General features: G+C 35.1%; 12 protein-coding genes. 5 read left to right on the top strand and 7 right to left on the bottom strand.

From position 1 onward, the window contains the following. On the top strand, positions 1 to 2,280 hold a 2,280-nt coding region (locus QZN33_RS07730), incomplete at its 5' end, for an Ig-like domain-containing protein (RefSeq protein ID WP_296790658.1). 127 nt (positions 2,281 to 2,407) lie between these two features. On the opposite strand, the gene QZN33_RS07725 is transcribed toward QZN33_RS07730, so the two are convergent. Continuing rightward, the gene (locus QZN33_RS07725) at positions 2,408 to 2,803 is read right to left on the bottom strand and encodes a nuclear transport factor 2 family protein (protein ID WP_296790656.1); all 396 of its coding nucleotides are present in this window, start codon (positions 2,801 to 2,803) and stop codon (positions 2,408 to 2,410) included. A 65-nt stretch (positions 2,804 to 2,868) separates the two neighbouring features. Here QZN33_RS07725 and QZN33_RS07720 point away from each other — a divergent pair, with 65 nt between their 5' ends. Both QZN33_RS07720 and leuS read left to right on the top strand, forming a co-directional pair. Then, complete coding sequence (locus QZN33_RS07720; protein WP_296790666.1) at positions 2,869 to 3,657, top strand: NAD+ synthase; 789 nt, start codon at positions 2,869 to 2,871, stop codon at positions 3,655 to 3,657. A gap of 10 nt (positions 3,658 to 3,667) precedes the next feature. Continuing rightward, positions 3,668 to 6,523 (top strand): leucine--tRNA ligase, encoded by a 2,856-nt coding sequence (gene leuS, locus QZN33_RS07715; RefSeq protein WP_296790654.1) that lies wholly within the window; start codon positions 3,668 to 3,670, stop codon positions 6,521 to 6,523. A 51-nt stretch (positions 6,524 to 6,574) separates the two neighbouring features. Here the strand turns inward: leuS and QZN33_RS07710 are convergent, their stop codons facing one another. The 3 genes from QZN33_RS07710 to QZN33_RS07700 form a co-directional block, all read right to left on the bottom strand. Continuing rightward, on the bottom strand, positions 6,575 to 7,231 hold the full coding sequence (locus QZN33_RS07710; protein ID WP_296790652.1) for a 4'-phosphopantetheinyl transferase superfamily protein: 657 nt from the start codon (positions 7,229 to 7,231) through the stop codon (positions 6,575 to 6,577). Then, the gene (locus tag QZN33_RS07705; RefSeq protein WP_296790650.1) at positions 7,228 to 9,051 is read right to left on the bottom strand and encodes a SpoIIE family protein phosphatase; all 1,824 of its coding nucleotides are present in this window, start codon (positions 9,049 to 9,051) and stop codon (positions 7,228 to 7,230) included. The genes QZN33_RS07710 and QZN33_RS07705 overlap by 4 nt, the downstream gene beginning before the upstream one ends. A 71-nt stretch (positions 9,052 to 9,122) precedes the next feature. After that, entirely contained in the window at positions 9,123 to 9,500 is a 378-nt protein-coding gene (locus QZN33_RS07700; RefSeq protein ID WP_296790647.1) for an ATP-binding protein, read from the bottom strand. A gap of 141 nt (positions 9,501 to 9,641) precedes the next feature. Here QZN33_RS07700 and QZN33_RS07695 point away from each other — a divergent pair, with 141 nt between their 5' ends. Next, positions 9,642 to 10,499 (top strand): alpha/beta hydrolase fold domain-containing protein, encoded by an 858-nt coding sequence (locus tag QZN33_RS07695; RefSeq protein WP_296790645.1) that lies wholly within the window; start codon positions 9,642 to 9,644, stop codon positions 10,497 to 10,499. Here QZN33_RS07695 and QZN33_RS07690 read toward each other — a convergent pair whose 3' ends face one another. The 3 genes from QZN33_RS07690 to QZN33_RS07680 form a co-directional block, all read right to left on the bottom strand. Continuing rightward, complete coding sequence (locus QZN33_RS07690) at positions 10,500 to 11,543, bottom strand: acyltransferase (RefSeq protein WP_296790643.1); 1,044 nt, start codon at positions 11,541 to 11,543, stop codon at positions 10,500 to 10,502. A 163-nt stretch (positions 11,544 to 11,706) separates the two neighbouring features. After that, positions 11,707 to 12,438: a tRNA (adenine-N1)-methyltransferase gene (locus tag QZN33_RS07685; protein ID WP_296790640.1), complete on the bottom strand. Its 732-nt coding sequence runs from the start codon at positions 12,436 to 12,438 to the stop codon at positions 11,707 to 11,709. A gap of 8 nt (positions 12,439 to 12,446) precedes the next feature. After that, complete coding sequence (locus tag QZN33_RS07680; protein WP_296790638.1) at positions 12,447 to 13,406, bottom strand: zinc metalloprotease HtpX; 960 nt, start codon at positions 13,404 to 13,406, stop codon at positions 12,447 to 12,449. Positions 13,407 to 13,545: 139 nt separating this feature from the next. On the opposite strand from QZN33_RS07680, the gene QZN33_RS07675 reads away from it, so the two are divergent. Further along, positions 13,546 to 14,493 carry a replication factor C small subunit gene (locus QZN33_RS07675; RefSeq protein WP_296790636.1) on the top strand — a complete coding sequence of 316 codons (948 nt, stop codon included), beginning with the start codon at positions 13,546 to 13,548 and terminating at the stop codon, positions 14,491 to 14,493. The last annotated feature ends 3 nt before the right edge of the window (positions 14,494 to 14,496 follow it).

The raw sequence follows: 14,496 nt of genomic DNA, 5'->3' as shown, positions 1-14,496 counted from the left end.
AGCATCGAACCTGGAAACTACACCGTAGTTGCAACATACATGGGAGACTCAGTATTCAACACCAACACTACATCCAAAGACGTTGAAATCCTCGGACATCTCATGAAAGACACTCCAATCGACGTAGAAGTTGAAACCAATGCAAACAGAGTTACATTAACTGTTAAAGTTGATGAAAACGCTACAGGATTTGTTGAAGTCAAATCTGGCGTAAGCGTATCCAATATCGCATTAGAAAATGGTGAAGCTACATTAACAATCACCTTGCCTTACGGAAGCTACGCATTAGATGTAACTTACCTTGGTGATGCAAACTACAATAAAAACTCCACCAAAGCAGAATTCACACTTGTAGAACCTGCTAAGGAAAACACTACAATTTCATTAGATATTGATACTGTAGAAAACAATGTGACTATGACTGTTACTGTTGATGATACTGCAACCGGCCTTGTCAAATTCCAGATAACTGGTCCGGAAGAATACACTCTCTATGCAGATGTAATTAACGGTAAAGCAGTTCTTGAATATGTTCTTTTAACTGGTGATTACACTGTAGTTGCAACATATATGGGAGATGACTGGTATAATACCAACATTACTTCTGAAGATTTCACTATCGTAGGCCATATTAAGAAGGACACTCCTATTTCTGCCCGTGCTGATGTGAGCGGAAACAGAGTTACATTGACTGTGAACGTTGATGAAAACGCTACAGGATTTGTAAAACTAACTGTTGGTGGTACTGTTACCAATATTGAAGTACAAGATGGTGTCGCAACACTAACAACCGTATTGGTACCAAACAGTTACTTTGTTGATGTAACTTACCTTGGTGATAACAACTACAATATGAACAGAACCTCTGTGACATTCACTATAACAGATATTACCAAGAAAAACACTAATATCGATCTTAACATTGATGTTTATGAAGATGCTGCATTGGTAATGGTTGATGTGAATGAATCCGCAACAGGACTGGTTAAATTGTATATGGTAGGTAAAGAAAGCGGTGAAGAATATACAATGTACATGGATGTTATAAGCATCGAACCTGGAAACTACACCGTAGTTGCAACATACATGGGAGACTCAGTATTCAACACCAACACTACATCCAAAGACGTTGAAATCCTCGGACATGTAAAGAAAGATACACCAATCACAGCAGATGTTGTTGTTGATGGCAATAACGTGATGATTACAGTTACTGTTAATGAAAATGCTACAGGATTTGTTAAATTCACAACAAGTGGTAGCGACATATTTGCTGAAGTCAAAGACGGTAAAGCTATTGTAACTACTGTTCTTCCAGTCGGAAACTACACAGTCGTTGCAGCATACCTCGGTGATGAAGACTTTAATGGTAATGAAACTGTAATTTCATTTAGCGTAGCGGAGGGTGAAGAAACTGTTGTAAACATTACCGTTCCAAAAGACCTCAAGGAAGGAGATAATGCAACCGTTAAAGTTGAAATCCCTGGTGCTACAGGAAACGTTACTGTTATTGTTGACGGAAAAGAAACTGTTATTGAACTGGTTAACGGCAGTGCTGAAGTTCCTATCAGCAATGTTTCTGGTGGTGAACACGATGTTGTTGTAATTTACTCAGGCGATGATAAACACGCTTCTGCTTATCAAGCATCTACATTTAATGTTGCTAAAAAACCTGAAAAACGAGGTACTGAAATTTTAGCCAAAGACTTCACACAATATGCTTGCGAATACTATGAAGGCGAAAGAGGCAGAAATTTCACTTTCCAATTGGTTGATTTAAACGGAACCCCACTTGCAAACAAAACAATCTACATCGGTTATAATGGAGTAATATTAAACAGAACAACTGATGCAAACGGTTATGCAAGTGTCCAGATTAATCTGAAAAACGCATGCCTCTACACATTTGTACTTGTATTCTTGGATGATGATAATTACAATGCATCTTTGGCTGTACAAAAAATAACCATTAACAAGAAAACTACTTCAATAACTGCAAGTGCAAAAACATTTAAGGCAACTGCAAAAACCAAAAAATACACAGTGACTTTAAAAACCATCAAAGGAGCATCCATTGATGGAAAAACTTACTTGAAAGCAGGTAAAAAAGTCACATTGCTTATTAATGGAAGAATATACACTGCAAAAACCAATTCTAAAGGAAAAGCAACATTCAACATTAAATTGACCAAAAAAGGTAAATTCACAGCTAAAATATCATTTGCTGGCGATGTAACCTACAAAGGAACAAGCAAAAAAGTAAAAATAACAATTAAATAGAAGAAATAATACATTTCTTCTCCTTTTTTTATTTTTTAAAAAATTTTATAACAAAAATAGTTTTTAGTCATTTAAACTAAATGTAAAATGTTTAATTTTACAAACAACACTTATTTTTAACACTAAATCAGTTATCCCATTTGGAAAAATACCATTTTCCATCGATTTTTTCAAAACCCACTGTAGTATCCAGTGTCCATTTGCCCTTAATACCATAAACTTTAGCTGTTAATGTCACATCAGCGACCAAAGTCGGCCTTTCACTGTCATCCCACAAAACAGTAGGATCAATTATTTCGGATTCATAGTAGTTTAATGTGCCGTCCATGATTTCGGAAATGAATTCCTCTTTGGTCTGCCTTTTACCTGACATGTGAATCAGCTCATATTTTTCAGTAAGGATTTCATTCAGTTTGTCTTCATCCTTATCAATTAAAGCCTGCTGAAATTCTATGAATCGGTTTAAAATTTCACTGTCTTCATCTGAAAATGATTTATTGGAATTGAGTTTTACGTCTGACATACAATTAATATATAAATTAATAAGTACATATTAATTTATGTATGAACGAATAGGTTGGTGATAGTATTAGTGAAATTCCGGATATAGACTTAGAAAAAACTAAAAATACAATTGTAGATTTCATAAAAGCCAAAGTCAAACAATCCCATACCGACGGTATTGTAGTCGGTTTGAGCGGAGGAATTGACTCAACATTGGTAGCTTATCTTGCCTGTGAAGCATTGGGAAGCGATAAAGTATTTGCAATTGTAATGCCATCCACTACAACACCAACAGATGACAAACTTCATGGAATATCCATAGCACAGCAATTAGGAATCGACTATAAGGAAATAGGTATTGACAGCATTTTAAATGAATTTTTATCCATGACACAGCTTGAAGAAAATGAGCTGGCTATCGGAAATTTAAAGGCCAGAATCAGAATGTCAATCATTTATTACTATGCAAATGCTAAAAATTACCTTGTCAGCGGAACAGGTAACAAAAGCGAAATTCTGATTGGTTACTTTACCAAATACGGTGACGGTGCATGTGATATGGAACCTATTGGAGATTTATACAAAGGAGACGTTTACAGATTAAGCGAATATTTGGGCGTTCCCCAGGAGATTATTGACAAGCCTCCCCGTGCAGGATTATGGAATAATCAGACTGACGAAGAGGAAATCGGAATGTCTTATGACTTAATTGATCAAATCCTTTATCTATACACTGAAAAAGATATGAATAATGGTGAAATTCAAGAAAAATTAGATATTTCACTTGACGACGTTGATATGATTATTAATAAAATTATCAGGAGCGAACACAAAAGCAAAGTTCCTGAAAGTCCTCAAAAAACAATATTATAATGGTGATTTAGTGAGCGAAAATATTGAAAAGAAATGGCAGAAAAAATGGGCGGATGCAAAGTTATTTGAATCCAACCCAGATGAGAGAAAAAAATTATTCCTTACAGTGGCTTTCCCATATCCTAGTGGTGCAATGCACATAGGTCACGGACGTACATATACTGTACCTGATGTTTATGCAAGATTTAAAAGAATGGAAGGCTACAATGTACTGTTTCCTATGGCATGGCACGTTACCGGTGCCCCAGTTATTGGAATAGCAGACAGAATAAAAAGAAAAGACCCATGGACACTTGATTTGTATGAAAGAGTCCACGGAGTTCCAAAAGAAACCTTACCTAAACTTGAAGACCCTGAATACATCGTCAAATACTTTTCAACAGAATATCACGAAGTGATGGAAGAAATGGGTTATTCAATTGACTGGAGAAGGGAATTCAGGACAATTGACCCTACTTACAAAAAGTTCATAGAATGGCAGATTACCACATTATACGAAAAAGGACTGGTTGCAAAAGGAGAACACCCTGTAAAATACTGCCCTAACTGTGACAATCCTGTTGGAGACCACGATTTACTTGAAGGTGAAGGTGTCGGCGTTAATGAACTTACACTTCTGAAATTCAAAATTGATGATAAAGTTCTCGTGACTGCAACATTAAGGCCTGAAACCATAGTCGGTGCAACCAACATCTGGCTGAACCCTGATGAAGAGTATGTTGTTGTCAATGCCGAAGGTGAAAACTGGGTAATTTCAAAAGAGGCTCACTATAACTTATCCAATCAAATTAAAGATTTAGATATAATTGAAGAAATTGACCCTAACGACTTAATTGGAAAAATGGCTACAAATCCATTTACCGGAGATGAATTGCCAATATTCCCTGCAAGCTTTGTAAGCGCATCATACGGAAGCGGTGTTGTATTTTCAGAACCTGCTGATGCACCGGCAGACTACATTGCTCTTCAGGATTTAAAAAATAACGATGAGTTAATATCCAAATACAGTCTTGAAGGCATCATCGAAAATGTTGTACCAATTCCTGTCTGTACCCTTAAAGGCTACGGAGAAATCCCTGCTAAAGACATTATTGAAAGATTAGGAATTACAGACCAGAACGATGAAAAATTACACGAAGCAACCAATGAATTATACAAACAGCAGCACAGTAAAGGTAAAATCATCGATTCAATTCCTGGTTTTGGAGGAATGAAAGTCCGCTTTGCACGTGAAGAGTTAAAAGAAAAATTAATATCAGAAAACATGGCCACAATCATGTATGACTTTGCTGAAAGGCCTGTTGTATGCAGATGCGGAAACAACTGTGTTGTTAAAATCATGGATGACCAGTGGTTCATGAAATACGGAAACGAAGAATGGACCGAAAAAACCTTAAAACTTCTTGAAGGCGAAACCGTCATTCCAAAAGAAATCAAAAACAACTTTGAATATTACATCAACTGGTTAGACGACTGGGCATGTTCCAGAAAAGTGGGACTTGGAACAAAACTCCCGTGGGACAATCAGTGGCTTATTGAACCTTTAACAGATTCTACAATCTACATGTCATACTATTCAATTGCAAAATACCTGAGAGACATGAATCCTGATGATTTGAACAGAGCATTCTTCGACAAAGTATTTTTAAACAAGGATTCCGATGAAATCACAGTTCCTGAAGATAAAGTTAAAGAGATTCAGGATGAATTCAACTACTGGTATCCTCTTGACTGGAGATTGTCCGCCAAGGATTTAGTAGGTAACCACTTAAGTTTTTTAATGTTTACCCACAGTGCAATATATCCTGAAGAAAAATGGCCAAGAGGTACTGTAGTATTCGGAATGGGGCTTCTCGAAGGAAACAAAATGTCCTCATCAAAAGGTAACGTTATCCTTTTAAAAGATGCTATTAACGATTACACAGCAGATGTTGTAAGACTATTCCTGATGGCATCAGCTGAACCATGGCAGGACTTTGACTGGAGAGAAAAAGAAGTTCTCGGAACCAAAAGAAGACTTGAATGGTTTAGAGAATTTGCAGCAAATGTGGAAGAAATCAAAGGTTCACCTTTAGATTTAAGCAATATTGAAGAAGTTGAACTTACAAGAACCATAGACTTATGGATGATAAGCCAGCTCAATCAGCACATTAAAAATGCAACAGAAGCTTTAGAAGTCTTCCAGACAAGACAGGCTCTTCAAGATTCCCTTTTCCTTCTTAAAAAAGATGTGGATCACTACTTGTACAGAGTTAAACATTTACTTGATGCACAGGACCCTGCAATCATTTATGTCCTTTCAACCGTCCTGGAAGCATGGATTAGACTTTTAGCTCCATTTACACCACACACCTGTGAAGAACTGTGGACACAATATGGCGGAAAAGGATTTGTCAGCCAAGCAAGTTGGCCTGAAGCAGATGAAGAATGTGTAAGTGTTGAAATCGAAAAATCAGAAGAATTAGTGCAAAACATTATAAAAGACATTACACACATCAAAAAAATGGTCAAAGGAGATATCAACAAAATCCATGTTTATCTTGCACCTGACTGGAAATGGGACTTGTACAAAATTGCAGATGAAGTAGGAAAACCTGATATCGGCCAGATTATGGGCAGAGCAATCGGAGCCAACATCTACGATGATAAAAAAGAAATAGCAATGGTGGCTAAAAAAATCGGAAAGGAAATGACCAAAACAAGATACATCGGTAAAATCAACGAAGAGGAAATCTTAACCGATGCTATTGACTACATCACTGAAGAAATTGGAGATGAAGTCGTCATACACACCGATGATTCCTACGACCCACAAAATAAGGCAAGAAACGCAATGCCTTACAAACCGGCTATTTTTATGGAATAATTAACTTTATTCCACTTTTTTTATATTTTTAAATTGTAAAAACAAGAATTATTATTTTTCATGAGTTGAATTTAATCGAAAACCGTCAATTATTCTATATTCAACCGGCTTTTTAACATCATAGTGAGAACATATTCCCAGTTTATAATCTTCAACATCAAAGAGATTAAATTTAAGATTATCTTTATCGTTTTTTAATGTTATTTTATCCCCGATGCATATCTGAAAGCTGTCAAGACTTAAATTAAAGCCCAAACCAGTATATTTCATGTATGATTCCTTTAATACCCAGTAGCTGAAAAATTCATCAGCCGAATTGGATGAATTCATGATACTTTCATATTCCTCGTTGAAGAAGTAATTCTTAGCTATGTCTAAATCAATTGTAGGGTCATTTAATTCAACATCTACACCAACTTCCATATCAGATATTGCGCATGCAACCATTTTACTTGAATGACTCATGTTAAAATAGATATCTCCATAGTTGGATATATATGCTTTCTCATATTTTGAAAGTTTAAATTCAGGTTTAGTAATTCCAGCCTCAGACAAAAGCTTTTCCAAAAGAAGATATGCACCGCAGCTCAGTTTCTTATCTTTGATGAACCTGAAACGGTCAACCTTATCTTTTCTGCTTTGGGGCAATAATCTATAAGCTTTTCCCAAATCCAAATTTTCCACATTACAGTAAGCCAGTTTTATCATGTTTTATCTTTCAAAATTAATACGGTCATATCATCAAACTGTTCTGCACCATCACAGAACTCATCGATTTTATCAAAGAGCAAATCAATCTGATTATAATTATTAGTAGTGTTGAAGAACTCTATAAGATTCTCTTCACCATACATTTCACCATCAATGCTTTTTGCATCGGTTATTCCATCAGTAAAGACTACAAGTTCGCTTGAAAATGAAATTTCCTCACTGACAAATTCAAAGTCTTCCATAATTCCCAAAACCAGTCCTCTATTAACTTCCAATAAGCGGAATTCACCATTATCCTTAATCAATGGAGGATTATGTCCCGCATTTGAAAATGTTATGGTTTTTTTGTTTTTGTTATAAATTCCAACCCACAATGTTATAAACATTGTCTCGGAATTTTTCTCACATAACTGATTGTTGAGAAGATATAATACTTTTGAAGGGTTTCTTTCATTTTTGATTATCTGACTAGTCATTTCCTGAGTAATGACTGCAAGAAGTGCTGCTGGAACGCCTTTACCTGATGCATCACCTATTACAATTGCCAAATTATCATCATCCAGCATATAGTAATCGAAAAAGTCTCCCCCAACCTCTTTAGCCGGCCTGGAAGAACCTTCAACTATAAAATCATCATTCTCAATAGCTTCTGTCGGAAGCCTTGCTGCCTGAATTCTTTTAGCAATATCAAGTTCTGCCTTGATGCGCTCTTTTTCCCCTTCGATTTGAGCAATATTATCAATATAGCGATTATTATAATTAATCAAATCAGTGTAACTTCTTGCCAAAACCCCCACTTCAGTAGGTTCGTCAAGATAGTCAGAATAAACATTTACCAAACCGTCTGATTCGATTTTTTCTCCTTCCCTGACAAAATTTTCAATTTGAGAAAAGTCCAGCATAGGTCTGATAGCTCTTTTTTCAACAACCCTTAAAACTGCAAGGGAAGGTATCATAAACAGTATTAGTAAAATATCAGTAAGTATAAATGTTGAAATTACTATTTCCATAAAACTTAATGGAAGAAAATCATCAACAGCCATTATAATCACCTGATCAAATGCAAGAATGACACTGATCAGCAGCATGAAAAAGATTGAAAGCAGAAAGATATTCATAATCTTTTCCGGAATGGAATCCTCCCGTATCGGAGACATTTTTGATGTAAACGGCTCAAATAGACAAATGCATATTACAATGATATATGCAACTGTCTGAATTATACAAAAAATACTGTTATCCGAAATGCTGAAAGGAAGAAAAATGTCAAATATTGCTGAAAAAACCAGCAGATAAAATACAATTTTGAAAAATTTCTTGCTGATTCTACTTTTAGAGGTTTTAGGAGTATAGATAAAATCAATTTTCTTTGAAAGCCACATTCCAATAATTCCAACAACAAATGACGAATTGACATAGTTTAAAAAGTATCTAACACCAATTGTAGCATTTTCATAACCCATACTTGAATAAAGCAGATTATAAATATTCTGATGAATGGATGAATATAAAAATCCTGTGCCGACTACAATAGCTAAAAACAGCAAAAAGTTTGAAGTACTGTTTAATCTAGGCTTTGTTATTTGAGACCTGCCTCTGTAATCTCTATACCATAATTTAAAACCTAAATAAGATATCAAAAAACCGGTAATATTTGAAATAACAGTAAAATCAACCGGATAACCCCTAATCAAATCGGAAATCAGGTTTCCTAAAGAAGCTCCTAATGCCCCATACGGACCGAAAAGCAGACCGGAAATTAAAAGCGTACCTATATGAGCATTGATTCCCTGACTGACATTTCTGGAAGAGAACAAATAAAAAAACCCTAAATTAATCAAGACCATTAAAATAAAAGGAATCAGTATTTTTTTTATCTTATTATTCATTATTCCACTGTTTTAATAATTTTTAAGTGATTCTCGCCATTGACATACTGATAATCCAAATCATCAGCAAGCTGTTTTGATAAAAATATTCCAAGACCCCCTATACGTGCATCCTCAATGCTGTCAGGCTTTTGAGGACCTTCAGACAATGTAGGGTCAAATTCCATTCCGTTATCAACAAATTCAATTGTCAATGTCTGGTCATCATAATCAGCATTAATATGAACATAATCCGCATTAGAATAGTTAACAATATTTACAAATATCTCCTCAACTATCAAATCTACTTTAAAATCCTTTTTTTGAATGATTTTTTCTATAAACTCTTTTAATTTATAGATTTCTTTAACATCCAAATTTAGTTTTAATGAGTCCATATTATCAATGAAAAAATTTTAATTAATTTAAATATTTACTATTGAATATATTTTTTATCTATAAAATAATTTTTCAAAATATAATTTTTTAAACATTAAAATATAATAATTAAATATAGAAAAACCGTTTGGTGACATTACATGGGCAAATCATTTATTGCAAAAATCGAAGAAAAAATTTTGAAATTTACAAAACCTGATTATATGACTTCACAGGAAAAAATAGACTCCTATCTACTTGAAAAGTCAAGAAAAACTGAGGAGACTGTGAAATCCAGTTTTAAAAGTACTGACTTTAATGGAATGCAGGTATTTACCTTTGGAGAGATAGAGTCAAAAAACACCATTCTTTTCATTCACGGCGGAGCATATGTTAATGAAATAAATTATCAGCACTTCCTTTTCTGCAGTTTAATGTCAAAAAGACTTGATGCATATGTACTTGCCCCGGTATATCCTCTTGCGCCGTTGCATGAAGCAGAAGAAAGTTTTGAAAAAATTACAGAACTGTATAAACACATGCTTGGTTTTGACTCCAAAATAACATTGATGGGCGATTCTGCAGGAGGCGGATTTATTTTATCATTCTGCCAGTTTATAAAAACAATCGGGCTTCCTCAGCCGGAACACATCATTACATTTTCCCCATGGGTGGACATTTCAATGAGCAATACTCCATATGATGATGAAGATGATCCGATACTGGGAGAAATAGGCCTTAGGCAAATCGGCAAGTCATGGGCAGGAAAACTGGACACCCGTGACTATAAAGTAAGTCCCCTTTTCGGTGATGTAACCGGTCAGGCCCCAACTTTAATCTTTGCAGGAGATAACGAAATATTTTATAAGGACATCATATTATATGTTGAAAAACTTAAAAAAAGCAACGTTAACGTCAGATTCATTGCAGGTGAAGGACTGTTCCACATCTATCCTCTTTTCCCAATACCTGAGGCAAAAAAAGCGTTTAAAGAAATAAAAAAAGAGATAATGGATTAATTATCTCATATACAATACGAATTTTCCAAGTCTTGGGATTCTATAGATAATAACTGCCGCAGCATAACTGAGCACTATTAATAAAACCCAAAGAATTAAGGCTTTTACAGGTTCTGTGAACGGCAAATAAACAATGAAAGGCAATAATGGGAATCTGAATAAGTTATGTATCAGGAATACTGCAAATGAGTATTTGGATAAGAATTGAACACCCCTATACGCCCTTACTGTTTTCATTCTTGAACATAACTCAAATAATGCAAATGAACCGGTTAAAATGAATGGGAATTCATACCAGAGGAAAAAGTTATATCCTTTTAAAAATGCATAGTACTGGAACGCTACACAGATTATAAATGAAACTATAGCCAAAAGCCCCATACTTGCAGATGAATACTTCTTAAAGTATCCTTTTTTAACCAGATATCCTAAAAGAATATATATTCCGTAAACTCCTCCACTGAAACCGAGACAGTATTGAATATTTACGTTTTGAATACCGTTCATGTCCAATAATGTTGTAATAAATGGTAGCAAGAATGCTAAAAGTGCAAATACAACTGTTGCATTGTTAATAGTCTTAACATCATAATGTTTAAGAGCACTTGTTACAAACGGAATTGAAAGATACATTCCAATAATCATCGGCATATACCACATGTGAGAATAGAACAGGTTTCCGGCTTCACCTGGATTTACAACATCATAGAATACTGTAATGAACTGTAGACTGATAGCATAAAGAGCTGACCATACTACTGTAACAATTATCAAATCCCTTACGTTTTTTGTCCAGAACCTTTTAACCTTCTCATCATCATAAGTCCTGTCCAACAACAGATAACCTGTAATCATTAAAAAGAACGGAACACCAATACGTCCAATAAATAATGCAACGAATTCAAAAATCCTTGAAGTAAATGTAAAATTTAAAATAGCGTCTGAAGATATTATAAAAATCCCATCGGATGCATGAACAAACAATACAGTTAAAATTGCTATTGCACGTACCAGATCAATCCACTGAATTCTAGTTTTACTCATTAATTTTCACCAAAAAAATATTACGATAATAATATTATGTCTTTTTTAAAATAAATATTTTGAATGAAAATGCAATTTCAATATATGTTGTTTAAAAAAATAGAAGTTAGGAAAAAATCCTAATGATTAAGATAAGCAATCTTTAAAAAAATACTTAAAAAAGTTATAATTTCCTTGCAAATACAAGATAACCGCTGTGGCCGACCATACGTGTTTTCGGCCTGACACCCTGAGTTCTGACCTCAAGGCCTCTTTCGAGGATTTCAACAATGTCAATGTCATAAAATCCAAGTTTTTTAGCTATCCTATATGAGATTTCAGCCTGATCAATATATGGAGCGTAAACGCACAGCCATCCCCCAACATTCAAGGATTCTAATACATCTTCAAATATTTCAAAAGGCTTCGGCAAATCAAGAAATACCAAATCGATGTTATCTTCATCAATTCCATCCTTAATATTCTGGTTCTTAACTGTGATGTTGGTAATTCCAAATCTTTCAATGTTTTTACGGGCAACTTCAGCAAAGTCTTCCCTTATCTCATAGGTAAATACCTCACCTTCAGGACCTGCAACATTTCCAAAATTAAGAGCGATTGCACCTGCACCGGTTCCCGCATCAACTACACGTGACCCAGCTCCCAAACCAGTATGGGCCAAGACCTGTCCAATATCCTTTTGAAGAAGTATTGAACATCGTCTGTCCATTATATCAATGAAATCGTTGATGTTAGGTTTCATGATTTTAAATGTGTGGTCAAGGTGGCTTTTAACCTCATCACCTACTTTAGCGTTATCCAAAACTTCAGCTTTGACAATGCCAAGGTCACTTTGAAATTCCTCTCCAGGTTTTAAAACATATTTTTTTCCACGTTCATCTAAAATCATCTTCATATTTACACCTAATTTTCAAGTTCCGCTAATCTTTTTACTCTTTTTAGGGAATCAGGATGAGTAGAAAAGAGCTCCATGATTCCGTTTTTCTTAGAAATTTTAACATCTGAATTAGCTAATCTTCTCAGTTCTTCATCAGTTATTTTTCCATCGCCGTCAAAGTCTATCTGCTGGAAATCAGTGATATCGTTTCTTGCATTGTTTACATCATTTACAAAGAATGCCCTGTTGGTATTTACCTCATCAATTGTTTCCTTGCTGCATCTTGAAGCACCGTAGGACAATTTATACAGTGCTGATACAAGTGCTGCCGGACGGTTTCCGAACTCCACACTTGCCGCATCAGCATAGTATTCCCTTGTTCTTGAAATAAACAGCACCAGCAATTGACCGACCAAATAAAAGACATAACCTAATATACCAATTATTATTCCGCCGCCGTTTTCGCTGTCTCCTGAAAACATAAAGGACAATGCAATGTAATAACAAATCATCGGAATAACGCTGACTGCTGCAGTCACTGCCATATCATTGTGTTTGATATGACCCATTTCGTGGCCCAGTACTGCCCTAAGCTCATCATAGTCAAGCAAGCCTAAAATCGGACGAGTTATTGCAATGTGACCACTTCTGCTAGTTCTCCCATAAGCGAATGCATTTGGGATATTTATTTCTGACAATCCCACTTCAGGTTTTGGAACTCCCGCTTCCTGGGCAAGTTCTGCAACCATTTTATGAATATGAGGAGCTTCCGCTTCGGACAACGGCCTTACATTCATGGAACGTTTAACTAATGACGGACCAAACCAATACTGTAAAAATACTATTACTAAACTCACACCAGCATAAAGTCTCCAAGTACCTATTCCCAAGTATCTCGCAACAAGCATTATCAGGAAATAAATAATTGTAAACATCAGTACTGATGTCAGAATCATTCTTAACCTAAGTTTCCATGTGCCTTTCATTTTTTACACCTTAAAATAATAGTTATCAAACGCTCACTTTAACTATATATTTATTACTTTTCATATATTAAAAAAGTTAATCAAAAAATAATTTAATTACATAATACATAAATGTTACTAGTAAAAAAATGGTGATTAAATGAGCGGACCATGGGTAGAAAAATATAGACCACAAAAATTAGACGACATTGTAGGACAAAAACAAATCATTACCAGACTTGAAAAATATGTAGGCGAAGGAAGCATGCCTAATTTAATGTTTACAGGACCTGCAGGTGTTGGAAAAACAACAACCGCACTTGCACTTGCTAAATCAATCTTAGGAGAATACTGGAGAAACAATTTCCTGGAACTTAATGCATCTGATGCAAGAGGAATTGATACCGTAAGGGATCGCATTAAAAGTTTCTGCAGACTGAAACCGGTTGGTGCTCCATTTAGAATAATCTTTTTGGATGAAGTAGACAACATGACCAAAGATGCACAGCACGCACTCAGACGTGAAATGGAAATGTATACAAAAACCGCTTCATTTATACTTTCATGTAATTACTCTTCAAAAATCATTGACCCTATCCAATCAAGATGTGCAATATTCAGATTCGCTCCAATAAAAGGTGAAGAAATAACTGAAAGACTGAAATACATTTGTGAGAGTGAAGGATTCGAATATGATGAGAAAGGTATTGAAACAATAGTCTATTTCGCTGAAGGAGATATGAGAAAAGCCGTAAATGTGCTGCAGGCAACCACATCAGAAGGTGAAGCAGTCAGTGAAGAATCCGTCTATGAAGTTGTTTCAAAAGCAAAACCTCAGGAAATATCAAACATGATAAATAAAGCCCTTGTTGGAGACTTTTTAGGAGCAAGAACCCTGTTAAGAGAAACAATGGTACTGCAGGGAACCAGCGGAGAAGATATGGTTAGTCAAATCTATCAGGAAGTTTCCAAAAGAGTTGTTGAAGGTAAAATGGAACCTGATTTTTATATTGAATTAATTGAATCAATAGCAGACTGTGATTTTAGAATAAGAGAAGGAGCAAATCCAAGAATCCAGCTTGAAGCTCTTTTAACTAAATTCATTTAAGGT

Source organism: uncultured Methanobrevibacter sp. (assembly GCF_900314615.1).
Lineage (GTDB): Archaea > Methanobacteriota > Methanobacteria > Methanobacteriales > Methanobacteriaceae > Methanocatella.
This window is presented reverse-complemented; position numbering and strand designations above follow the sequence as displayed.